Genomic DNA, 20,516 nt, shown 5'->3' with positions numbered 1-20,516 from the left:
GACGCAGGCTAGCGCCCCAGCCCCGGGGACGCTTGTAAAAATGCGCAGGATGACGTCCGATGCCGCATGGACTACCGCGAGCACCCTGCCCCCGACGACCTGCGTCGTCATGTCCAGTGCCTCTGGTGGCTGCGGGACGAGGCCCCAGGCCATGAGGTGCAGGTCATCTATCCCGATGGCCGGTGCGAGTTGCTGGCGGAACTTGGCGTGCCGCTGCATCTGTATGGGGCAGACGGCCGGATCCGCTCCGATCTGCCGTTCTGTTTCGCCGCACAGCAATGCGGCCCGATCCGCCTGCGGGCCGTTGGCCCGGTGTTCTGCATCGGCGTGCGGCTGCAGCCGGCCGCAAGCGCCTTGATGGCCGGTGTCCGCCTGCCCGGTCTTCGCGACCAGGCACCGGACCTGTACACACTGGATGCCTCCTTTGCCGAGACCTTCAGTGCGGCCGCTCGCGCCAGCGCTGCAAGCGGCACGCCCGAGCCGTTATGGCAGGTGCTGCGGGAATGCTGTGCCAGCTTCATTTTGGACGAGCGCATCGAACAGGCCGTTGCGGAACTGGATGCAGCGGAAGGCGACCTGCGCATCGCCGAACTCGCGCGGCGGCTGGGCATGTCCCTGCGCGGCCTGCAATCCCGCTTTCTGGCGGCCGTGGGCATGACGCCGAAAGAATATGCCCGTGTATGCAGGCTGCAGGCTCTGTTGCACACGCTGGATGGAGAAGCCACCAGCATCGCCTCCGCCGCAGCGCGCCACGGCTACAGCGACCAGGCCCATGCCACGCATGACCTGGTGCGATGGACCGGCGTCACGCCCGCTCGACTGGTCCACGCGCTGCGCGGTGATCGCGGCAGCGACGATGCACTGCGGCTGGCTGCCGCCTTCGTGCGCGGAAGCAGTAGCGGCCACTCACGATAGCCGGGCCCCACCCTCCTGCCCTGCTCCAGAGTCGACACCATCAACCAGCGCTTCCCGCCGCCCGGATCTGCTCCCCCAGCTCGCGGATCCGCGCTTCACCCGCCTCCAGTGCCTGCGGGCTGGTATGGACCGAGTAGTAGCCGGTTGCCAGCGGATACGGATGCCGTGCTGCGGTACCGAACACGAACTCGGTGTCCTCACGGGCGAAGAACGCGACCTCCTGACCACCTTCCTCGAAGACCACCAGTTCACCTGCACCGATCGCTTCGGGTACACGCAGCGAGCCCACGCTCACCGCGGCCCAGGCCACGTCATGTCCCGGCGGCGGTTGGAACCGCCACGAATCCCCTGCTGCCAGCTTCACCGAGAAGTAGTTGATCGGTGCCGGTGCATCGATGGGGCTGCGGGCCGCGCCGTACGTTCCCAGCAATACGGTCACCGGGCCTTCGCTGCGGATCTCGCCAGGAGAGAAGTAACGGCTGAAGGGCGCGCCCAACTCCAGGGCGGGCGGCAGCGCAAGCCACAGCTGGAAACCGCGCAGGCGATCGGAATCACCGAATCCGCCGCCGTGCCAGGCGCCACTGCCGGCCTGCATCCACTCCATCCAGCCGGCCTCGATGCTGCCCTGGCGCCCCTGGTCGTCTTCGTAGTCGACCGCCCCTTCCAGCAGCCAGGTGAGCGTGGCGATGCCCGAATGTGGATGCAGGCCCAGCGCAGGGGCCTGGGAGCGCGAAAGATCACGCGCATCGATAAGGTCGAGGAAGACGAACGGCTTGAGACGTTCGCCCAGGTCGGAAGGACTCACCAGCCGGGTGATGGGTCCGTGGCTGCGGCCGCGGGTGCGATGCACGATGCGGCGCACGGAGGCGACCGGAGGGATCGCGGTGGATTCGGAAGGGTGGACGGCAAGCATGGCGTGGTCTCCTTGGAAGTCGTTTTCGAACGACGCGACGGCGTCGTACATCCAAGGTAGGCGCCGGCCACGCACGGCAGTAGCCGGTCAGATCGGATTTCACCCCTCCACGGCTGGAGCAATCGCTGCCAGGCGCCGAAACAGCTACCGCCCGATTCAGGCGTCCACCAGCTGCCCCTGCACCAGATGGGTCGTGGCGAACTCGACAAACGCGCTGGCGGCGCGAGGCAGCTGCCGCCGGCTCTGGTACACCACGAACAGTTCCAGGCCATCAATCCGGTAGTCGGGCAGTACCTGCACCAGCAGCCCATCCCGCAATGGCTGCGCCACCATCGCCTCGGTCAGCAGCGCGATGCCCATGCCGGCCACGCAGGCCTTGGTCAAGGCCAAGGCCGAGTTGGCGCTGAATCTCCCGCGCACTTCGACCTCAGCGGCGCCATCCGGCCCCATCAAGCGCCACTGCGTGCGCCCTGAGCCCGAGGGCACGGCGATACAGTCGTGCGTGGACAGCTCCTCCAATGCGCTGGGCGCTCCCCGTGCCTCCAGGTAGGCCGGGCTGGCCACCAGCACGGCACGGTTGTTGCCCACCCGGCGCGCGATCAGTGTTGGCCCGGTGACTGCACCTGCACGAATCGCAACATCGATGCCGTCAGCGACCAGGTCGGCGCGCGCATCATTGAGCACGAACTCCAGGCGGACCCGTGGATGGGCCTGCAGGAACGACTGCACCCACTCCAACTGGAACCAGTTGAAGAAGTCCACCGGCGCGGCGACGCGCACCTTGCCCACCGGCACTTCGCTTCCCTCGGACAGCTCCTGGGTGACGTCCGCCAGCGCCTCGATCTGCTCGACGCTGCGGGCGTACAGGCCTTCACCGGCATCGGTCAGGGTCAACTTGCGGGTGGACCGATGCAGCAGCCGGACACCCAGCTGTTCTTCCAACTGCTGGATGCGCCGGCTGGCGGTATTGGATGGCATGCCGACGCGGCGCGCAGCCTCGGCGAAGCTGCCGGCTTTGGCTACCTGTACGAACAGGGCCACATCATTGAGGTCGATCACCCGCGGTCTCCATGCACACGACTCCGGTACGGAGGCCCCTGCATTGTGTTGCAAATGGTGTCGCCACGCTCGGCGCGGCGCCCTGCCCTCATCGGGCCTTGCGCGCATCCAGGCTGAATCGGCCGGCGCCGTTGGTGGCCAGCATCAGGAATGCACCGGCAATGGAAACATTCTTGAGGAACATGATCATCTGCGTCTGGTCTGCGAAGTTGTTGTGGAACAGGAAGGCGGTGACCAGGGTGAAGCCGGCAAGCAACATGGCGACCAGCCGGGTCTGCCAACCCGCTGCGATCGCCAGCGCGCCACCGATCTCCGCCAGGATCACCAGCGGCAGCATCAGCGCGGGGACACCGACCGAGGCCATGTACCCCGCCGTGGCCTCGTAGGCGCTCAGCTTGCCGAATCCCGACAGCAGGAACAGTGCGACCAGCAGGAGGCGGCCGAGCAGTTCGACTGCGCCCTGCAGGCGGGTGGAGGACGAGGCACCAAAGGTGGTTGTGGAGTAAGTGGACATGTCTGCGTTTCCTGGAGGCGTGTTGAAACAAGAGGGTCGGTGGCAGCGGCAGGAACGACGACATCATCACTGCCAGCGGGACGCACTCTAGGTGCCCCTTCCACCGCCCACTAGCCGCCCCAGGGGGAATACACCCGTCCATTCATGGACGAATCCACCCGCAGTGGGATTGCTCCCATCCGTGGACGAATGAAATCCGCTGCGACCGGCTAGTGGGGCCCAATGCCCGGAAATAGAGTGCAGCCGTGGCCCAAGGCAGTGCGTTCACCGGGCCCGCCCTACCCTCCACTACGAGAACCGCCATGAAGCTCCTGCACATTGATTCCAGCATCCTGGGCCAGCAGTCGGTCAGCCGCCAGCTCACCGCCCAGCTCATCGAGGCTGCCCGCCAGCAGCATGGCGACGTGAGCGTGACCTACCGCGACCTCGCCCTGGCACCGGTCGACCACCTTGCCCCGCCCCACCTTGCCGCTGCCCAGGGCGCCCCCATCGAAGCCGATGCCCTGCAGCAGGACGTGGCGCTCGGTGCCGACGATCTGGAGGCCTTCCTGCAGGCCGATGTCGTCGTCATCGGAGCACCGATGTACAACTTCAGCATTCCCAGCCAGCTCAAGGCCTGGATCGACCGCATTGCGATTGTCGACAGGACCTTCCGTTACACCGCACAGGGGCCGGAAGGCTTGGCGGGCGGCAAGCGGGTGCTGATCGCCTCCACCCGCGGCGGCATGTACGCCGGTGATGTGCCGGGTGCGGCCATGGACCATCACGAAACCTACCTGACCAGCCTGTTCGGCTTCCTGGGTGTCACCGACCTGCAGTTCATCCGGGCCGAAGGTCTGGCAATGGGCGACGATGCGCGTGCACAGGCGCTGCGGCACGCCCAGCAGGACATCGAGCGCGTCTTCGCCTGATAGCTGTGCCGTCGGCGATACACATCGCCACGGCATTTCAATCCCATTCCGCCCGACGCACCGAAGCCGATGGACAGCGATATCGCTGTCTACAGGAACCGGTGCATCACATATACATCAACCAACCCCAGCGACCGATGCCGGAACGCCGCAGGCAGCGTCCCGACCACGGCGAAGCCCAGCTTCCGATACAGCTCAACCGCTGGCGCATTGGTACTGACCACGTAATTGAACTGCATGGCCAGGAAGCCTTCCGATCTGGCTCGATAAAGACTGTGCTCCACCAGCGCCCGGCCAATGCCGCGACCTTGTACCCGAGGATCGACCACATAGGTAGCGCTGGCCACGTGCGCTCCCAGGTCTGGATAGTTGGCACCCATCTTGTACATTCCGGCCACGCGTCCTTCCAGAACGGCCACAAAGGCCGGCTGCACTCCAAACCAATGGCTCCGAAAGGTCCCGGCCTCGAAGGTGCCGGCGAACGGAAGCGCATCTTCCGTCGCAATGGCGGCCTGGAAGATCGCCCACATGGCGTCGATGTCGTCCGCGCTGGCGGGTCGGATTTCCATGCGGTTCCTCGCGGAGTGGCGTGATGGACAAGGCGGACACTAACAGAATCCAGGCACGAACAATCCCGCAGGTAATGCGGACGCCTGCACATGGGATTGAGAGCTGCCAGAGCGCCCAATGGATGCAGAACCCGGCGCCGGCCAGTGAGCCGTAGCGCATGGGCCTCTCAACCCATGATCCACAGCACAGAGGCGTTCACATGTCACGTTTGAAGGACAAAGTAGCAATCATCACCGGCGCGGGTGCCGGCATGGGGGCGGCCGATGCCCGCCTGTTCGCGCGCGAGGGCGCCCACGTCTTCATCACTGACATCCGCGCCGACGCGGCACAGGCCATTGCAGCGGAGCTCAGTGCTGAAGGCCTGTCGGCCACGGCCCTGCCCTTGGATGTCACCCGCGAAGACCAGTGGAACGACGTGGTCGACCAGGTCATCGCAACGCACGGCCGCATCGACGTCCTGGTCAACAATGCAGGGCTTCCCGGTCCTTTTGATACCTGGGACAACGCCACGCTGGAAGGCTTCAACGCCATCATCCAGCTCAACCTCAACAGCCATTTCCTCGGCATGAAGGCAGTCAGTCCGCACATGAAGCGCGCGGGCAAGGGCTCGATCGTGAACATGTCGTCCATCTGTGGACTCGTGGCCATCACCGGCATCCATCCTGGCTATTGCCCGTCCAAGGGCGCCAACCGCCTGCTTGCCAAGGGGGCTGCTGCCGAGTTCGCCAGCTTCAACATCCGCGTCAACTCGGTGCACCCGGGCATCATCGATACGCCACAGAACAAGGACCTGATCGCCAACGATGGCGCCAACCATGGCATGCGCTCACGCATCCCGCTTGGTCGCTTCGGACGTGCAGAGGAAGTTGCCAATGTGGTGCTGTTCCTGGCCAGCGACGAAGCGTCCTATGTCACCGGTGCCGAGATCGTTGTCGATGGCGGCTACGTCATTGTCTGAGCCCACCCGGCGCGGGACGGCCTTGCCCTCGCGCCAACAGGCACACCCCATGTCAGATCAGAAGAGAATCGTCATCGTCGGCGGTGGCATCGGCGGCTTGCTGCTTGCGACCCAGCTCGGCCAACAGCTGGGTCGCAGCGGTCGTGCCGCCGTCACTGTGGTGGACAAGAGCCCCACCCATATCTGGAAGCCCATGCTGCACACGCTGGCAGCGGGCACGCGCAGCCTGCAGCAGCAACAGGTGGTATTGCTGGCGCATGCCAGCGAGCACGGCTTCACTTACCAGCCGGGGGAAATGCGCGGCCTGGACCGGGAATCGCGGGAAGTCCTTATCGGCGACCTGCGCTCACCCGACGGAGAGTTGCGGGTACCTGCGCATCGAATCCCCTACGACGTGCTCATCCTCGCCATGGGCAGCCATGCCAATGATTTCGGCACACCCGGCGTCCGCGAGCACTGCCACTTCATCGACAGCCTGGCCCAGGCCGAAGTCTTCAACGATGCACTTCGAACCCGGGTGATGCGTGCCATGGCCCAGGACGAGCGCCTGCGTGTGGCCATCGTCGGGGGCGGTGCCACCGGTGTGGAGCTGGCTGCGGAACTGAGTCGGTTGCTGGAACTCGGTTCCAGCTATGCAGACCCTACCCTGCGTGATCGCCTGGATCTGACCCTGCTTGAGGGAGGCCCGCGCATCCTGCAGGCATTTACCCCAGCGATCTCATCGTCGGCCACACACCAGTTGCGCCACATCGGTTTCCAGGTCCTGACCGGGGCATCCGTGATCGCCGCCGAGGCCGAAGGCTTCCGTCAGGCCGATGGCAACCTGATTCCAGCCGACCTCATGGTCTGGGCGGCTGGGGTGAAAGGCATCACGTTTGCAGAGGGGCTGGATGGGCTGGAGCTCAATCACGCAAATCAGGTACGGGTGCGCCCCAACCTGCAATCCACAACGGACGACACGGTCTTCGTGCTCGGGGATGCCGCAAGCCTGACCTTGGCTGGTGCCACACGCGCCCTGCCACCCACGGCGCAGGTGGCCACCCAGCAAGCACAGCATCTGGCTCGTCACCTTCCGGCCTGGCTGGAGGGCCGGCCGCTTCCCGAATTCGTGTTCCGTGACTTCGGTGCACTCGTTTCGATCAGCGACTACAACGCCTTTGGCACGCTGGGAGATTTCGGATTCTTCCGTGGCGCGTCGATCAAGGGGCGATTCGCACATCTCAGCCATGCGCTGCTCTATCGCCGCCACCAGCATGCGCTGCACGGCTTCCGCAAGGCGACCCTGCTATGGATGGCCGAACGCTTGAACGGCTGCGTTCAACCGCGCGTTCGTCTTGCCTGAGGAGAAGACGGTGCATCGGAGCCAGCCATGGCCCCGATTGCATTGCGGCCCTTCCTTACGACTCCCACCCTCCTCCCAGCGCCAGGAACAGGGCGATGCGGCTTCGAGCGACCGTCGCATCGGAGGTGGCGACGGCCTGCTCGGCGGCCGCAAGGCTACGCGCCACATCCAGCGCTTCCAATGCCGATACTGTTCCCGCCTTCAGCATCTGCTGCTGTTGCGCATGCGCCAGTCGGGCCGCCCCGCGCACATCCACCAGTACGGCGTTCTCTTCCAATGCCTTGGCATAGGCTGCCGCGGCAATCTCTGTTTCCGACAACGCCTTGAGAACCGTACCGTCGAAGGCGGCGAGTTCAGCCCGTGACGCCGCGTCGGCAGCGTCTATCCTTGCCCGTGCCACGGAGCGGTTCGGAAAGCTCCATGACACCAGCGGGCCTACCGAATAGCGCAGTGCGGAATCGTCGAACAGATGGTCCAGTCGACGCGATGTGGCACCCGCACTCAAGCCAAGATGCACACTGGGATACAGGCCCGCCATCTCCACACCGATTCGTGCCGTGGCCGCTGCCAGTCGACGCTCGGCCGCACGTACGTCCGGGCGCCGTCGGATCAGGTCAGCGCCCTCGCCCGCTGGCACCACACCGGCCATGGTCGGAATCGAGGTGCAGTGCTGGTACTGCGCATCCAGTTGCGAGGGTGCCTGTCCCAGCAGCAACGCCAGTCGTGACAGTGCGGATTGCTGGCCGGCCTGTAGTGGCGGTATCTGCGCCTGCAGCTGCCCAAGCAAGCCCCTGGCGCGGGTTACATTGATGGCTGGCTGCTGCCCGGCCTTCCACGCACGCTCGATCAATGCCAGCTCCGAGGCCTGCAGCTGAATGGAACCTGCCACCACCTGCTGGCTCACGCCGGCGGCGCAACTGTCGGTGTACGCGCGCACCACGTCGCTGACAATACCGATGGTGGCCAGGTCCCGCGCCGCAGCGACGGCCCCGGTCTGCGCGTCCTGCGCCTCGAGGAGCCGCTTTACCCGCCCGGCCAGATCAAGATCGTAGTCGATGCTGATGCCAGCATCGAAACTGGCATGCACGCCTGCACTGGATCCAAGACCAAGGCTGGAAGCCTGGCTGGCACCTGCCCCGGCACTGACAGCAGTACCCACACCCGCTGCGGCGCGGACCTCCCGCGCCTGAGCACGGGCCTGCTCCAGCCGCGCCTGTGCGATCCGCAGATCGGTGTTGGCGGCAAGGGCGCGCTGCACAAGGGCATCGAGCGCGGGGTCGTCGTACAGCCGCCACCATCGTTCTGGTAACGGAGCATTGCTGACGGCCGCCGGCGCTCCCTGTACGGGTTCGATCGATGCAAACCCAAGGCCTGCAGCCGGCGGTACCGGAGGCCGGTAGTCCGGCCCTACGGTACGGCACGCGCTGATGGCCAGCACGATGCACATCGGCAGTACCCGCCGGACAACATGCCCATAGGGAACGGCGCGCATCATGGGGTCCTCCCCTGCGAATCGTCTTCGATCAGGGTCACCGTGGCGGTGCGCCCCGCGATCATCGCCATCCCTTCAGGGATTTCATCCAGTTCGACCCGCACTGGAATGCGCTGGGCCAGCCGGATCCAGGTGAACGTCGGATTGACGTTCGCCAGCAGGGTGCCATTTGCAGTCACACGCTCACGGTCATCGATGCCCGGTGCCAGGCCGGCCACGTGGCCACGCAGCGTGGCGGCCTCACCCATCACATGAACCTGGACCGGTGCACCTGGATGGATGCGTGGCAATTTGGTCTCCTCGAAGTAGCCTGCGACGTGATAGCTCTCGCTGTCGACGATGCTCACCAACGGCTGGCCTGCGCTGGCGTAGGTGCCGGGGCGCAACGAGAAATTGCTGATGGTGCCGTTCACCGGCGAACGCACGGTAGCGCTTTCAAGATTCAAGCGCGCCAGGTCCCGCTCAGCGATGGCCTGGCGATGACTGGCCGCTGCCTCTTCAGCCTGCGTGCGGCGGGCAGCGATGTCCTGGTCGGATGCTACGCCGACCAATCCACCGTAGCGCGAAGCCTCACGGCGCGCAGAGCGGGATCGCTCCGCAGCCAGTGCCACCGCGGCGTCCGCCCGTTCCAGGGCATTGGCCAGGCGGTCACGGTCCAGCACGAACAGGACCTGCCCACGCTGCACCTGCTGGTTGTCTCTCACATGTACTTCAGAGACGCGGCCGGAGACCTCGGTGGCCAATGCCACCACGTCGGCGCGGATCTTGCCGTCACGGGTCTGTGGCGCACTGATGTAGTAGCTGTAGATGTGCCAGGCCACGAACGCAGCAATGGCACTGAACATGAGGGTAAGGGCTTGCCGGGCAACGGCAAGCAGCAGGGGTTGCAGATTCTTCATGACGATGTGCGCCAGACAAGCGGAAAGAGAACCATGAGCGCGCCGACGAGCATCACCAGCAGCGACAGGTCGAACAGAGGGCGATTGCCGAGCAGCCGATAGGCGCCAATCCGATCCAGCACGCGCGACAATGCAATGCGCAGCACGAATCCGATCAGCAGGCACGGCAGCAACGGCGAGACAAACAGTCCAGCCAGGTCGAGCTCTCCGATCATGCTGCCTCTCCGTTCTGCGCCGGCACCGGCTCCAGGGCCAGGCGCAGGTGAACCAGTGCATCGGTCAGTGCGTCGCCTTCCGGGCTGCCCAGCAGGATGTCGCGTCGCAGCACCCGGTCGAGGTGATCGCCCAGCATTCCGGGCGACGCTGCGCCCGCCAGTTCACGGTGGAGTCGACGCATCAGCGCATCCAGCAAGTCGCGTTCGATCCCTGTCACATAGTGGGTGGCACGTTGCAGGTGCACCAGGCTGTGGCCGAGGCGAAGCTGCCGAAACAGGTGCGCTGCCGCCACCGCATTCGCGCCTGTGGCACGGGCGCCAAGCTGCCCGATGCGATCGAGATCGCGCTCAAGGAAGGCGTCCTCCACGTCGCGATCCGCGGTCCGGCTCAGCGTCGCCAGGTCCTGCCGCCCGTCCTCCTGCAATCGCTTCGAGGCCGCTTCGGCGCCCATGCGCTTGACCAGCAGCAGGCAGAAGAAGCCGATGAAGATGCCGATCAGGGTTCCCGCGGCCATGTCCAGGAAGGTGCCGAAGTCCTGGGGCTGGTAGTGACTGGCCAGACCTGCATTACTGAGTGTCAGCGCCAGCAGCAGGATCGCCAGCGGCTCCTCGATGCTCCACACCGCCAATGGCAGGATCACCAGTGCACACGCAAGTGCGAATCCAGTGAAGCTCTGGGCCATGGGCAGAAGCAGGTATCCCAGTACCACCGACAACGCGACCGACAACGCGGCGAAGCGACCGAACTTCATCGCAGCCAGATTGGCACCATCGAAGATGCCGAAGAAGGCCAGCGTCACGGTGCCCATGATCAGCATGTTCGGCCCCTGTGCCCAGCCGGTCGCCCACCACAGCAGGCAGATCAGCGCATACGCGAGGGCGCAGCCACCGCCGATGCGGAGTGCGTGATGATGATCCGGCGCGAGCGGCAGTGGCTGGCTCGTGGCCAGGCTGCGCTCCAGATGCGGCGGCAGCGGGTCACCCTTCTCCAGGGCATCATCCAGCACCTGGATATCGGTCCATGCCTGCTGTGCACGGGCCAGGTCGCGCTGGCGTGTTGCCACGATGCGCGCGCGCCAGGCCGGGTCATGCAGGCGCGAGCTGCCCGCGGTCGTCGCTTCCAACGCTCCGATCAAGGGCACAAGACGCGCCAGCCGCCGCTGCAGCGCAAACAGCAGCCGGTGCTGGCGATTGCTTACCGTGCTGTCGAAACGCAGCTGCTCGGCCACCAACGAGAGCGCCGAAAGGTCGGCCACGGCCTTGAGCCGATGCTGCGCAGCCACGTCCGTAGCCACGTTGCCAGCGACCGCGTCGTCCAGCCACTGCCTGACCTCTGGTAGCCAGCGGCGCAGTCGGGTTCTCACCGAAGGGCCCAATGCGGTTGGCGCCAGGCCGTCCACCAGGGTGATCGCGGCGATGCCGATGCAGATCTCGGTGACGCGCAGCAGCGCGATGTCGAACAGGCGCCCCGGGTGTTCCACGTTGCCCACGGCGATCAGGCACAACGTGACGGCAAACAACTGCAGCGCATATGCCCGTGGGGTGCGGTTGGCCGCCGCCACGGTGAAGCCCAGCGTGGCAACCACACCACTGGCCAGCACCACTGGGAAGGAAAGAATGCCGAACAGGCCGCCGATGGCCAGCGCAGTCACGCCGGCACCGAGGGTGCCCAGTAGACGGTACAGCGCTTTGGAGCGGACATTGGCCGAGATTGGATTGGCCAACGCGACGCAGGTCACGCTGGCCCAGTAATTCTGCTCCAGCCCGAGGTGCACGGAGGCGACGAACGCCAGCATGCAGGCCACATAGAGCTTCAATGCGAACAACAGGGTGGCCGCCGCATTCATGCCGGCCACCGCGATTCTGGAAGTGGGTTCACGAGGAAGGGCCCGGAAGGCGCAGGGCGGCAAGCGCCATGCCGCCGAGGAGGAAAGATGGATCGGGACGCAGGCCGGCGACCGGCACGTCCAGCCGGAAATTCTAGGAACGGAGCATGGGCGGTACCATTCGCCACCGTTCGTGGTTGATGTGCAATCGTCCGCCCGCTTCGCGCCGGAGACGGGGTTGGCGCGGTACGCTATGTGCGGCCCTTCTGTTGCCGTTCTGGTGCATGGATCCTCTGTCTGAAGTACTAACCCTGCTCCGCCCCACCCATACGCGCACCGCAGCGCTGGATGTGGCGGGCCCATGGTCACTGCGTTTTCCCAACCGGCAGGGCATCAAGTTCTGTGCCATCGAGCGCGGGGAATGCTGGATCTCCGCCGAGGGCGGCCAACAGCTGCAGCACCTGCAGCAAGGTGACTGCTTCCTGCTCAGCAAAGCCGGCTCGTATGTCCTGTGCAGCGACCCTCAACTCGCCCCTGTTGATGCAGCCTCGGTACTCGACCTCGAAGCCACTGGCCGCAGGACGCTGCACGGCGGCGGCGACCATCTGATCGTCAGCGGCAGCTTCCGCTTCGCCGATACCGATGCGGTGCGCGTCCTCGACCCCTTGCCCGGTATCGTGCAGGTGTCACATGGCGACAGCGAGGCCATCCTGCTGCGCCGTGCGCTGGCCCGCCTTGCCGAAGAACTGGTACAGCCACGCCCGGGGGCTGCGCTGGTGGTCGAGCACCTTGCCCATCTGATGCTGGTGGAGATGCTCCGCCTGTTCCTGTCCTCCGAGCACCCTGCCCTGCCGCCCGGCTGGATGCAGGCCATGACCGACCCGCGTATCGCCGACAGCATCCGCGCGATGCACGGCCAGCCGGCCCGTACCTGGCGGCTGGATGATCTTGCCAGCATCGCGGCCATGTCACGCACGGTCTACGCCGGCCGCTTCAAGCAGCTGATGGGCGTTTCGCCCATCGAGTACCTGACCAACTGGCGCATGCTGTTGGCCGCCTCCCGCCTGCGCAGCACCCAGCAGACGCTGGCACGCATCGCGGCAGACGTGGGCTACAGCTCCGAATTCTCCTTCATCGCAGCCTTTACCCGGGTGATGGACGTCGCACCGGGCCGCTATCGCCGCCAGGTCCGCACCAGTATCGATGCGGACTGACGACGGCAGCCAGGCGCATCAGAATGGCGTGTCAGCCACGCCACCATCCGCACGCAGCGCGGCGCCGGTAGTGCCGGATGCGAGGCTTGAGCAGGTGTAGGCCACCAGGCTGGCCACTTCCTGCGCAGTCTGGAAGCGCTCGGTGATCGACGAAGGCCGCATGGCCTTCACCAGCGCCGCACCCTGCTCCTCGATGCTCTTGCCGGTCCGGCGGATCTCATCCTGCAACATCGCCTCCACACCTTCGCTCAGGGTCGGCCCCGGCAACACCGCGTTGACGGTCACGCCAGTACCGGCCATGCGCTTGGCCATGCCACGCGAGAGACCCAGCAGTGCGGTCTTGGTGGTTGCGTAGTGCAACATGTCGGGAGGCGTGCTGATGCCGCACTCCGAGCCGATGAAGACCACCCTGCCCCAGGCCTTGCCTGCCATGGCCGGCAGGTACGAACGCGCAAGGCGCATGCCAGCCATGATGTTCACCGCCCAGTAGGTGTCCCACGTGTCATCGGCAATCTCGAAGAAGTCTGCGGTTTCGAAGACAGCGGCATTGTTGACCAGGATGTCGCACGCTGGCACCTGTGCCAGCAGCACGTTGCAACCCGCCGCGCTGGCCAGGTCCGCAACCACGCCCTGCACCGGTGCTGCGTCGCCGTGCTCGGCCTTCAGCCGCGCAACAGCCTGGTCCACCTGGTCGCTCCTGCGGCCATTCACCACCACCGTAGCGCCCTCCGCCAGCAACGTGCTGGCGATGGCATAACCGATGCCCTGGGTCGCACCGGTAACCACGGCGACCTTGTTCTGGATACCAAGTTGCATCTCACATTCACCTTGTTGAGGCGCACATCGTGCGCGGGTTGAAACAGCTGCGGCTGGCGTTGGATTCCATGCCATGGCCGCAAGCGTCGTGTTCAGATCATTAAGCGCCGCGAGCAACGCTCAGGCCATGCGTGTCTGACCGCGATCACTCAGCCAGCGTCCGCAGGTGACCCGCTGCGCGAGCGCGCGTTCAGCCATGCCATCACCGTGGCGTTGGATTTGTGGGTGGCCCCCAGGTACAGGGCCGTGTTGGCCAGTGCGACCGCGCCCAGTTCGTCGCCGAATCGCTCCAGTACCTTCCAGGCCTCCAAGGCCCTGGTCTGCGCTCTCGGGTCGGACAGGCCGATGTCCTCGATGGCCATCTTGCTCAGGTTGCGTGCCAGGTACCGTGGATCACAGCCTCCATCCAGCATCCGGCAGATCCAGTACAGGGCCGCGTCGGGATTCGTGCTGCGCACCGACTTGAACGCCGCGGATATCTGGTCGTAGAACAATTCACCCTGCTTGTCGAAGCGGCGCACCTGGCGGGGCAGCGCGTCATCGAGCAACGAATGTGGGATCCGACCATCCGCGGGCGCCAGATCCGCCAGGATCTCCAGAGCATTCAGCGCCCTGCGCAGATCTCCATCAGCGCGAACGGCGATGGCGCCCAGAACGTCGTCGTCGATCTTCAGATCGCAGTGGGCCAGCCCCTGCATCCCATCCACCAGAGCACGCCGCAGTTGTCCGATGATGTGGATCGGCTGCAGCGGCTGCAGTACATGAACGTCGCATCGCTGAAGCAGTGACGGTCGCAACTGGAACGACGGATTCTCGGTGGTGGCAGCAAGCAAGCGGGCGTCGTTGCCCTGCAGATGACGTACCAGCACATCCTGCGTGGCACGGTCCAGACGATGAACCTCGTCGACGAACAGCAGGTGGCCGCGGCCTGCCTGGTGGCTGGCCACGGCCAGCGCCCGGCCCAGTTCGGAGGGCGCCATCACCGCTGCAGGCAGCGATGTGTGGCGATGCCCCGATGCCCCCAGTAGCAGTTGCGCGATACTGGTCTTGCCACACCCCGGCGGCCCCCACAGGATGATCGAACGTGGCAGGCCTGCTTCCAGTGCCCGCTGCAGCGGCTGTCCATCCGCCAGCAGATGGGACTGCCCGACAACGCCGGCAAGCGATACCGGGCGCAGCCGTTCGGCCAAGGGAGCGCGTGCCTGCGACATCACTCCGCGCCTGACGTCACGCCAGCAAAAGCATTGATACCGGTCAGCTCGGCCGACAGCCGCCACAGGCGTTCTGCCTGCGCGGCGTCCACCGCATACGGGCGAACACCCCCTTCGCTCGGGACGGGAAGGTCTTCCTCCCATGCGACGTCGCAGTCCTCGCAGTATACCCCACCGATGCCATCCAGCAGCGACGATGTGGCCGCCCACACCGTGGTCGCCGCACCTTGAGCGGACGTCTTGAAACTGGGGTCGATCAACCGGCCCTCTGCATCAAGCCAACCCAATGCCTGCATTTCTTCCAGTGCCATGTGGCGCTGCAGCGCCGTGTGGATCTTGCCCGGATGGACCGAGTAGGAACGCACGCCAGCGGTGCAACCGAGCACATCCAGGTGCAGCGCGAACAGCGCGATGGCGGTCTTGGACTGCCCATAGGCCAGCCACTTGTCGTACCCCGTTTCGAACTGCAGGTCCGTCCAGCGCATGGGCGAATAGTGATGTCCCATCGAGGACAGCGAAACGATGCGGGCACCTCGCGCAATGGCCGGCCACAGCAGATTGACCAATGCAAAATGACCCAGGTGGTTGGTGCCGAACTGCGATTCCCAACCGTTGCCCACGCGCGATTCATCGTTGGCCATGACCGCGGCATTGCAGATCACGATATCCGCCCTGCGTCCGCTGGCGACGAAGCGCTCGGCACAGGCACGCACGCTGGCCTGGTCCGCCAGATCAAGCATGTCCACCTCCACCCCGGGCACATCGGCCAGCGTGGCCCGGGCCGCCGTCGGGTTGCGCGCAAGTACCAGCACGTCTGCGCCGGCGCTGGCCAGGGCCCGGGTGGTTTCCAGGCCGAGGCCACCGTGGCCGCCGGTGATGATGACCCGCTTGCCGCGCAGGTCGATGCCCCGCGCCACATCGGCTGCGGTACTCGTCCGGTCGAAGCCGGAGTTCAGGGGGCGCTGAGGGCTCATCACGACGACGCCCCCGCAGTGTCAAGCGTGGGAGCGGAATCGGCCAGCGTATGGAACGCGCACAGCTTGTTGCCGTCCGGGTCACGCAGGTAGGCCAGATACAGCGAGCCCGCCGGAGTCTCGCGCACACCGGGCGGTTCCTCGCACGAGGTTCCACCGTTGGCCAGCGCCGCGGCATGGAAGGCATCCACCTGTGCCGGGTTGGCCATGAGCAGGCCGATGGTGCCGCCATTGGCCGCCGAGGCAGCTTCGCCGTTCAGCGGCGTGGCCAGCACCAGCAGGCTACCTGCGTGCTGGTAGAGGATGCGCTCGGAATTGAAGTTGAGGCTGAGTGCCGGGCGGGCGCCGAGTACTCCCATTACGGCGTCGTAGAAGCGACGGGACCGCACAAGATCGTTGCTGCCAAGGGTTACGTGACTGAACATGTTTCTGTCTCGGATCGGAATGAAGTCAGGCCCAGCGCTGGCGCGCCGCACCCGGCGAAGTGGCGTCGCGGAAGGAGCGCCCGAAGACCTGGCCCTGCAGCACCTGCTCGCGCATGTGGGGCAGGCGCCGTTGCTGGTAGAGCACCAGGGCGTCCACCACGTCGGGTTCCAGGCGTAACGCCCGTGACACGTGCAGGGCATCGAGCATGGACTCAGCGAATCCCGCGCCGGTCATCGGCGATTGCGCATGCGCAGCGTCCCCCACCAGGGCCAGGCGCCCGCGCGCGACCTGCGTGGGGACGTACTCGGAGATGGGCATCGGCAGCGCGCCCGCCTGGCGGATCGCCCGCGAAAGTGCCTTGCCCCACGGTGCAGGCCACTGCACCCGCGCACGATTGGCCAACGCAATACGGGCGTCTGCGGGCACTGCGTCCGCCCTCGGCGTGAACCGCACCCGGTCCTCGCAGACCGCACCGAGGGCCTGCAACAGCCGGGTGCTGCGCGCTTCGAACCACGCCCAACCCACGCATCGCGGGGTGGCGTGTGCAGCCTCCAGCAACGGGTAGATGGCCAGCACATCGTGGCCGGCCGAATGGAACTCGACACCGCTCAGCGCACGCGCGTTCCGGGGTGGCACGTCGAGTTGCCCCAGCCACGCCAGATAGCCTGCGTAGGAGGCCTCGGGCTGCTCCGGGGCGACGCACCGTCGAACCACGCTCCGATGGCCATCGGCCCCGATCAGCAGGTCGGCCGTCCACTCCCGCCCTTCTGCGCTACGGGCCCATGCCGCGTCAACCCGCTCACCAACGGTGACCACCGCCTCGCCATCCACCAGCGTGATGCCGGGCTCGACGCAGGCCGCCTGGCGGAGCGCACTGTAGACGTCCCACCACGCATGCGGCAGCACGGCCTGTTCGATGGCATCACCGCCCAATGCATCCACCACCTGCTGGCTCGCCGGTACAGTGAATGCCATCCGCAAGGCAGTGCCGCCGGCGCGGATGGCCACACCAGCGCGCCCACGCGCCGGTGCTCGCTCGAGCACGGTGGAGGCCACGCCGACGTTGGCCAGTGCCAGGGCCGCTGACAATCCCGCCAGCGAACCACCAATGATCAATGCCGTGCGCATGCTGTACTCCTCGTCCGCTCTACCGCAGGCCTTCAGGCCAACGTGGACATGTCGATGACGAAGCGATAACGCACGTCGGCCCGCTCAAGCCGATCAAAGGCCTCGTTGATCTGGTCCATGCGGATCAGCTCGCAGTCCGGCAGGATCTGTTGTCGCGCACAGAAGTCCAGCATTTCCTGGGTCTCGCGGATTCCGCCGATCATCGAGCCTGCTACGCGGCGGCGGCCCATGATCATGGGCACGGTGAACGGCTCCTGCAGATCGCCCAGTTGCCCGACGACCACCAGCGTGCCGTCGATATCCAGCAGCGGAATGTACGGGTTGATGTCGTGCTTGGTCGGTACGGTATCGACGATCAGGTCGAAGCTGGAAGCGGCAGCCGCCAATGCCTGCGCATCGTCGGTCGGCAGGAGTGCCTCTGCACCCAGAGCAAGCGCGTCGGCCTGCTTGGCGCGCGAGCGGCTGATGACGGTGACGTGTGCGCCCAGTCCGATCGCCAGCTTGACCGCCATGTGGCCCAGCCCGCCCAGGCCAACCACGGCCACCCGGCTGCCGGGGCCAACGTTCCAGGTGCGCAGCGGCGAATAAGTGGTGATGCCGGCACACAGCAGCGGTGCGGCTCGAGACAGGTCCAATCCTTCGGGCACGCGCAGCACGAAAGCCTCCTTCACCACAATGTGCCGCGCATAGCCACCCAGGGTCGGCTGGCCCGTCACGCGGTCCAGGCCGTTGTAGGTCTCGGTCAGCACCTCGCGGCACATGTGCTCTTCGCCCTTGTGGCACTGATCGCAGTGCTCGCAGCTGTCGACGAAGGTACCGACAGCCACTGCATCACCGGCCTTGAAGCGATGCGCAGACGCGCCGGTGGCCACCACACGACCGATGATCTCGTGGCCGGGCACGACCGGATAGATCGCCCTGCCCCAGTCGTTGCGGACCATGTGCAGATCCGAATGGCAGACGCCGCTGTAGAGGATTTCGATAGCGACATCGTCGTCACGCAGTTCACGACGTTCGATGGTGTGCGGCACCATTGGCGTGGTTGCCGACAGCGCCGCGTAGGCCTGGGTTTTCATCTGCAGATCCTTGAGTAATTCAACGAAACGCCGTACTGGCGTGCTCAGCGCGCCACCAGCGCCTGGTGGTAGAACTCGCCCAGTGCCGCGCCCGCACGCGTCACGAATTCGGGCTGGTCGTACAGCGCCACGTGGGTACCACCGGCCAGGATCAGCAGGTGCTTGTCGGTGCTGGCCGCGCGCCGGTGCAGCTCCTCGCTCATCCAGCGGGTGCCGGCCTCGCTGCCGGCGATCGCCAGCAACGGTTGGGTGAGGAACAGTTCCGCGTTGTTGAAGGCGTCGTAGCCCACCAGTTCGGCCAGGTTCTGCAGCGGGAACAGCCCAGTGGCGTTCGGATGCTGGCCACGCGGTGTGCGGTAGTAGTCGAAGGCCTCGGCAAAGTCCGGGTGTGTGGCCGCTTCGCGGTTGGCTGGAAGCGCATCCTGGTACTGGAGCGGTCCGCCCTCGGCCTGACGGCTGCGAGCCTGCGCTGCGGCATCAAGCAGCGCGACTGAATTCCGGGGATCGGCGCCGCCGTCCCAACCCTGGCGGAACATCTGGCCGTAATTGACGGCACTGATGGTGCCCACCGCGCGGATGCGGCGATCGTTCATCGTGGCGTGTGCCGCATAGCCGCCACCGGCACAGATGCCGAGCACACCCATCCGATCGGCGTCGACGATCGGCAGCGTGAGCAGCAGGTCAATCGCCGCGCTGATATCGGCCACGCGCGCATACGGGTTCTCATTGCCGCGCGGCGCGCCGGTGCTGTTGCCCTGGCAGGAGGCATCGAAGGTCAACACCACGAAGCCCTGCTTGACCAGGCTGGCCGCATGCACCGTTGCGGTCTGCTCCTTCACGCCACCGGCCGGGTGAACGACCACGATGGCCGGATGACGGGCCGACAGTGCGGCGTGCTCCGGCACATGCAGCTGGCCGGCCATGGTGATGTTGCCATTGGGGAATTGCACTGCTTTCATTGCCGTCCTCACAGGTTGCTGTCCACGTTGTGTGGAATGACAGCTACGATAGGGCTGGCATGGCGCGGTGATAATCCGCAAAAATCGTAATGGACTTATAAGCAGGACCACCCAATGGCAGGCAGTCACCTCAAGGATCTCTCGGCCTTTCTGATGGTTGCCGAAGAGGCAAGCTTCACCCGCGCCGCGATCCGGCTGGGCATCACCCAGTCTTCGCTCAGCCAGATCATCCGCGGGCTGGAAACCCGCCTGGGGCTGCGCCTGTTCGCTCGCACCACCCGCAGCGTGGCCCTGACCGAGGCCGGCGAGCGCCTGCTCGGACTCATCGGCCCGGCCATGAACGAACTGGAAGCCGGGTTGGCCCGCATCGGTGAACTGCGCGACAAGCCCGCCGGCACCCTGCGCCTGACCGCAGACGAATACGCCGTGCACGCTGTATTGATGCCCGCCATCGCCCGGCTGGTACCGGACTACCCCGACATCCGTGTGGAAATCACCACCGACTACGGGTTGACCGACATCGTCAGCGGGCGCTTCGATGCCGGCGTGCGTCGCGGCGGCCTGGTTGCCAAGGACATGATCGCAGTGCCGATCAGCCTGCCGATACCGATGGTGGTGGTGGCATCACCGGCCTACTTCGCCCGCCACCCGGCACCCCAACAGCCGCAGCAGCTGGTGGAGCACCAGTGTGTGAACCTGCGCCTGCCCACCCATGGCGAGATCTATGCCTGGACATTCACTCGCGCCGGCCGCGACCACCGGGTGAAGTCCGAAGGCCAGGTGGTGGTCAACAGTATTTCGGCCATGCGCGATGCAGCTTTGCAGGGCGTCGGCCTTACCTATCTTCCACTGCATTACGTGCAGAACTGGCTGGCGTCAGGAGAGCTGGTCGAGGCGCTGACCGAGTGGCGCAAGACTTATGAGGGGTATCACCTCTACTACCCGAACCGGCGCTTGGCTTCGCCGGTGTTCACACTGTTGCTGCAAGCGTTGCGTGACAACCTGGAAGACAGCAGGAAGCGCAGCGCAACGAGTGCAGCACGTGCCGCCACCCGGCGTGCACCGGCCAGGCCTCGCCAGCGCACGACCTGATGCCGC

Annotated in this window: 21 protein-coding genes; 6 read left to right on the top strand and 15 right to left on the bottom strand. The window is 65.8% G+C overall.

Features of this window, described 5'->3' with window-relative positions:
• Positions 1-66: 66 nt before the first annotated feature.
• Positions 67-915, top strand: coding sequence for a helix-turn-helix domain-containing protein (locus SriyCCGPB3_RS10820; RefSeq protein ID WP_350260300.1), 849 nt, complete (start codon positions 67-69; stop codon positions 913-915).
• Between the two features lie 40 nt (positions 916-955).
• Here the strand turns inward: SriyCCGPB3_RS10820 and SriyCCGPB3_RS10815 are convergent, their stop codons facing one another.
• The 3 genes from SriyCCGPB3_RS10815 to SriyCCGPB3_RS10805 all read right to left on the bottom strand — a co-directional run bounded on the left by SriyCCGPB3_RS10815 (position 956) and on the right by SriyCCGPB3_RS10805 (position 3,401).
• Complete coding sequence (locus tag SriyCCGPB3_RS10815) at positions 956-1,828, bottom strand: pirin family protein (RefSeq protein WP_350260299.1); 873 nt, start codon at positions 1,826-1,828, stop codon at positions 956-958.
• Positions 1,829-1,984: 156 nt separating this feature from the next.
• On the bottom strand, positions 1,985-2,887 hold the full coding sequence (locus SriyCCGPB3_RS10810) for a LysR family transcriptional regulator (RefSeq protein WP_350260298.1): 903 nt from the start codon (positions 2,885-2,887) through the stop codon (positions 1,985-1,987).
• Positions 2,888-2,975: 88 nt separating this feature from the next.
• Entirely contained in the window at positions 2,976-3,401 is a 426-nt protein-coding gene (locus tag SriyCCGPB3_RS10805) for a DoxX family protein (protein WP_153855323.1), read from the bottom strand.
• Positions 3,402-3,703: 302 nt separating this feature from the next.
• Here SriyCCGPB3_RS10805 and SriyCCGPB3_RS10800 point away from each other — a divergent pair, with 302 nt between their 5' ends.
• The gene (locus SriyCCGPB3_RS10800; RefSeq protein ID WP_350260297.1) at positions 3,704-4,312 is read left to right on the top strand and encodes an FMN-dependent NADH-azoreductase; all 609 of its coding nucleotides are present in this window, start codon (positions 3,704-3,706) and stop codon (positions 4,310-4,312) included.
• Positions 4,313-4,401: 89 nt separating this feature from the next.
• On the opposite strand, the gene SriyCCGPB3_RS10795 is transcribed toward SriyCCGPB3_RS10800, so the two are convergent.
• A complete protein-coding gene (locus tag SriyCCGPB3_RS10795; RefSeq protein WP_180859248.1) occupies positions 4,402-4,881 on the bottom strand; it encodes a GNAT family N-acetyltransferase in 480 nt (159 codons plus the stop codon).
• Positions 4,882-5,081: 200 nt separating this feature from the next.
• Here SriyCCGPB3_RS10795 and SriyCCGPB3_RS10790 point away from each other — a divergent pair, with 200 nt between their 5' ends.
• Together SriyCCGPB3_RS10790 and SriyCCGPB3_RS10785 are read left to right on the top strand one after the other, a co-directional pair.
• Positions 5,082-5,840: an SDR family NAD(P)-dependent oxidoreductase gene (locus SriyCCGPB3_RS10790; protein ID WP_180846627.1), complete on the top strand. Its 759-nt coding sequence runs from the start codon at positions 5,082-5,084 to the stop codon at positions 5,838-5,840.
• Between the two features lie 49 nt (positions 5,841-5,889).
• Positions 5,890-7,182 carry an NAD(P)/FAD-dependent oxidoreductase gene (locus SriyCCGPB3_RS10785; protein WP_248860524.1) on the top strand — a complete coding sequence of 431 codons (1,293 nt, stop codon included), beginning with the start codon at positions 5,890-5,892 and terminating at the stop codon, positions 7,180-7,182.
• 55 nt (positions 7,183-7,237) lie between these two features.
• Here SriyCCGPB3_RS10785 and SriyCCGPB3_RS10780 read toward each other — a convergent pair whose 3' ends face one another.
• Genes SriyCCGPB3_RS10780 through SriyCCGPB3_RS10765 form a run of 4 tightly spaced genes read right to left on the bottom strand, consistent with a single transcriptional unit; the run spans position 7,238 to position 11,977 of the window.
• On the bottom strand, positions 7,238-8,674 hold the full coding sequence (locus SriyCCGPB3_RS10780; protein WP_350260296.1) for an efflux transporter outer membrane subunit: 1,437 nt from the start codon (positions 8,672-8,674) through the stop codon (positions 7,238-7,240).
• On the bottom strand, positions 8,674-9,573 hold the full coding sequence (locus SriyCCGPB3_RS10775) for an efflux RND transporter periplasmic adaptor subunit (RefSeq protein WP_110712305.1): 900 nt from the start codon (positions 9,571-9,573) through the stop codon (positions 8,674-8,676). The genes SriyCCGPB3_RS10780 and SriyCCGPB3_RS10775 overlap by 1 nt, the downstream gene beginning before the upstream one ends.
• On the bottom strand, positions 9,570-9,788 hold the full coding sequence (locus tag SriyCCGPB3_RS10770) for a DUF1656 domain-containing protein (RefSeq protein WP_097049098.1): 219 nt from the start codon (positions 9,786-9,788) through the stop codon (positions 9,570-9,572). Before SriyCCGPB3_RS10770 ends, SriyCCGPB3_RS10775 begins: the two co-directional genes overlap by 4 nt.
• Positions 9,785-11,977 carry an FUSC family protein gene (locus SriyCCGPB3_RS10765; RefSeq protein WP_350260295.1) on the bottom strand — a complete coding sequence of 731 codons (2,193 nt, stop codon included), beginning with the start codon at positions 11,975-11,977 and terminating at the stop codon, positions 9,785-9,787. The genes SriyCCGPB3_RS10770 and SriyCCGPB3_RS10765 overlap by 4 nt, the downstream gene beginning before the upstream one ends.
• Between SriyCCGPB3_RS10765 and SriyCCGPB3_RS10760 the strand changes: the two genes are divergently transcribed.
• Positions 11,899-12,828, top strand: a complete 930-nt coding sequence (locus SriyCCGPB3_RS10760; protein WP_350260294.1) for an AraC family transcriptional regulator — start codon at positions 11,899-11,901, stop codon at positions 12,826-12,828. The two genes, SriyCCGPB3_RS10765 and SriyCCGPB3_RS10760, sit on opposite strands and share 79 nt — an antisense overlap.
• Before the next feature lie 18 nt (positions 12,829-12,846).
• Here SriyCCGPB3_RS10760 and SriyCCGPB3_RS10755 read toward each other — a convergent pair whose 3' ends face one another.
• The 7 genes from SriyCCGPB3_RS10755 to SriyCCGPB3_RS10725 form a co-directional block, all read right to left on the bottom strand.
• On the bottom strand, positions 12,847-13,644 hold the full coding sequence (locus SriyCCGPB3_RS10755) for an SDR family NAD(P)-dependent oxidoreductase (protein ID WP_180854402.1): 798 nt from the start codon (positions 13,642-13,644) through the stop codon (positions 12,847-12,849).
• A gap of 149 nt (positions 13,645-13,793) precedes the next feature.
• Positions 13,794-14,855 carry an AAA family ATPase gene (locus SriyCCGPB3_RS10750; protein ID WP_350260293.1) on the bottom strand — a complete coding sequence of 354 codons (1,062 nt, stop codon included), beginning with the start codon at positions 14,853-14,855 and terminating at the stop codon, positions 13,794-13,796.
• Entirely contained in the window at positions 14,855-15,829 is a 975-nt protein-coding gene (locus SriyCCGPB3_RS10745; RefSeq protein ID WP_350260292.1) for an SDR family NAD(P)-dependent oxidoreductase, read from the bottom strand. Before SriyCCGPB3_RS10745 ends, SriyCCGPB3_RS10750 begins: the two co-directional genes overlap by 1 nt.
• A complete protein-coding gene (locus SriyCCGPB3_RS10740) occupies positions 15,829-16,254 on the bottom strand; it encodes a VOC family protein (RefSeq protein ID WP_180854405.1) in 426 nt (141 codons plus the stop codon). The genes SriyCCGPB3_RS10745 and SriyCCGPB3_RS10740 overlap by 1 nt, the downstream gene beginning before the upstream one ends.
• A 25-nt stretch (positions 16,255-16,279) precedes the next feature.
• A complete protein-coding gene (locus SriyCCGPB3_RS10735) occupies positions 16,280-17,383 on the bottom strand; it encodes an FAD-dependent monooxygenase (protein WP_350260291.1) in 1,104 nt (367 codons plus the stop codon).
• A 32-nt stretch (positions 17,384-17,415) separates the two neighbouring features.
• Entirely contained in the window at positions 17,416-18,459 is a 1,044-nt protein-coding gene (locus tag SriyCCGPB3_RS10730) for an NAD(P)-dependent alcohol dehydrogenase (protein WP_071227395.1), read from the bottom strand.
• 44 nt (positions 18,460-18,503) lie between these two features.
• A complete protein-coding gene (locus SriyCCGPB3_RS10725) occupies positions 18,504-19,418 on the bottom strand; it encodes an alpha/beta hydrolase (protein WP_110712297.1) in 915 nt (304 codons plus the stop codon).
• Positions 19,419-19,532: 114 nt separating this feature from the next.
• On the opposite strand from SriyCCGPB3_RS10725, the gene SriyCCGPB3_RS10720 reads away from it, so the two are divergent.
• Positions 19,533-20,510, top strand: a complete 978-nt coding sequence (locus tag SriyCCGPB3_RS10720) for a LysR family transcriptional regulator (RefSeq protein WP_350260290.1) — start codon at positions 19,533-19,535, stop codon at positions 20,508-20,510.
• Positions 20,511-20,516: the final 6 nt, after the last annotated feature.

This window comes from Stenotrophomonas riyadhensis (assembly GCF_040256885.1).
Lineage (GTDB): Bacteria > Pseudomonadota > Gammaproteobacteria > Xanthomonadales > Xanthomonadaceae > Stenotrophomonas > Stenotrophomonas riyadhensis.
The sequence above is the reverse complement of the archived record's forward strand: the minus strand, read 5'-3'. Positions and strand labels throughout refer to the sequence as shown.

Excerpts from the sequence above, each read along its gene's own strand:
- SriyCCGPB3_RS10815 (WP_350260299.1), bottom strand. The coding sequence starts at position 1,828 with ATGCTTGCCGTCCACCCTTCCGAATCCACCGCGATCCCTCCGGTCGCC.
- SriyCCGPB3_RS10750 (WP_350260293.1), bottom strand. The coding sequence starts at position 14,855 with ATGTCGCAGGCACGCGCTCCCTTGGCCGAACGGCTGCGCCCGGTATCG.
- SriyCCGPB3_RS10740 (WP_180854405.1), bottom strand. The coding sequence starts at position 16,254 with ATGTTCAGTCACGTAACCCTTGGCAGCAACGATCTTGTGCGGTCCCGT.
- SriyCCGPB3_RS10720 (WP_350260290.1), top strand. The coding sequence starts at position 19,533 with ATGGCAGGCAGTCACCTCAAGGATCTCTCGGCCTTTCTGATGGTTGCC.
- SriyCCGPB3_RS10760 (WP_350260294.1), top strand. The coding sequence starts at position 11,899 with ATGGATCCTCTGTCTGAAGTACTAACCCTGCTCCGCCCCACCCATACG.
- SriyCCGPB3_RS10730 (WP_071227395.1), bottom strand. The coding sequence starts at position 18,459 with ATGAAAACCCAGGCCTACGCGGCGCTGTCGGCAACCACGCCAATGGTG.
- SriyCCGPB3_RS10805 (WP_153855323.1), bottom strand. The coding sequence starts at position 3,401 with ATGTCCACTTACTCCACAACCACCTTTGGTGCCTCGTCCTCCACCCGC.
- SriyCCGPB3_RS10725 (WP_110712297.1), bottom strand. The coding sequence starts at position 19,418 with ATGAAAGCAGTGCAATTCCCCAATGGCAACATCACCATGGCCGGCCAG.
- SriyCCGPB3_RS10795 (WP_180859248.1), bottom strand. The coding sequence starts at position 4,881 with ATGGAAATCCGACCCGCCAGCGCGGACGACATCGACGCCATGTGGGCG.
- SriyCCGPB3_RS10745 (WP_350260292.1), bottom strand. The coding sequence starts at position 15,829 with ATGAGCCCTCAGCGCCCCCTGAACTCCGGCTTCGACCGGACGAGTACC.
- SriyCCGPB3_RS10820 (WP_350260300.1), top strand. The coding sequence starts at position 67 with ATGGACTACCGCGAGCACCCTGCCCCCGACGACCTGCGTCGTCATGTC.
- SriyCCGPB3_RS10785 (WP_248860524.1), top strand. The coding sequence starts at position 5,890 with ATGTCAGATCAGAAGAGAATCGTCATCGTCGGCGGTGGCATCGGCGGC.
- SriyCCGPB3_RS10780 (WP_350260296.1), bottom strand. The coding sequence starts at position 8,674 with ATGCGCGCCGTTCCCTATGGGCATGTTGTCCGGCGGGTACTGCCGATG.
- SriyCCGPB3_RS10765 (WP_350260295.1), bottom strand. The coding sequence starts at position 11,977 with ATGGGCCCGCCACATCCAGCGCTGCGGTGCGCGTATGGGTGGGGCGGA.
- SriyCCGPB3_RS10800 (WP_350260297.1), top strand. The coding sequence starts at position 3,704 with ATGAAGCTCCTGCACATTGATTCCAGCATCCTGGGCCAGCAGTCGGTC.
- SriyCCGPB3_RS10790 (WP_180846627.1), top strand. The coding sequence starts at position 5,082 with ATGTCACGTTTGAAGGACAAAGTAGCAATCATCACCGGCGCGGGTGCC.
- SriyCCGPB3_RS10735 (WP_350260291.1), bottom strand. The coding sequence starts at position 17,383 with ATGCGCACGGCATTGATCATTGGTGGTTCGCTGGCGGGATTGTCAGCG.
- SriyCCGPB3_RS10775 (WP_110712305.1), bottom strand. The coding sequence starts at position 9,573 with ATGAAGAATCTGCAACCCCTGCTGCTTGCCGTTGCCCGGCAAGCCCTT.
- SriyCCGPB3_RS10755 (WP_180854402.1), bottom strand. The coding sequence starts at position 13,644 with ATGCAACTTGGTATCCAGAACAAGGTCGCCGTGGTTACCGGTGCGACC.
- SriyCCGPB3_RS10770 (WP_097049098.1), bottom strand. The coding sequence starts at position 9,788 with ATGATCGGAGAGCTCGACCTGGCTGGACTGTTTGTCTCGCCGTTGCTG.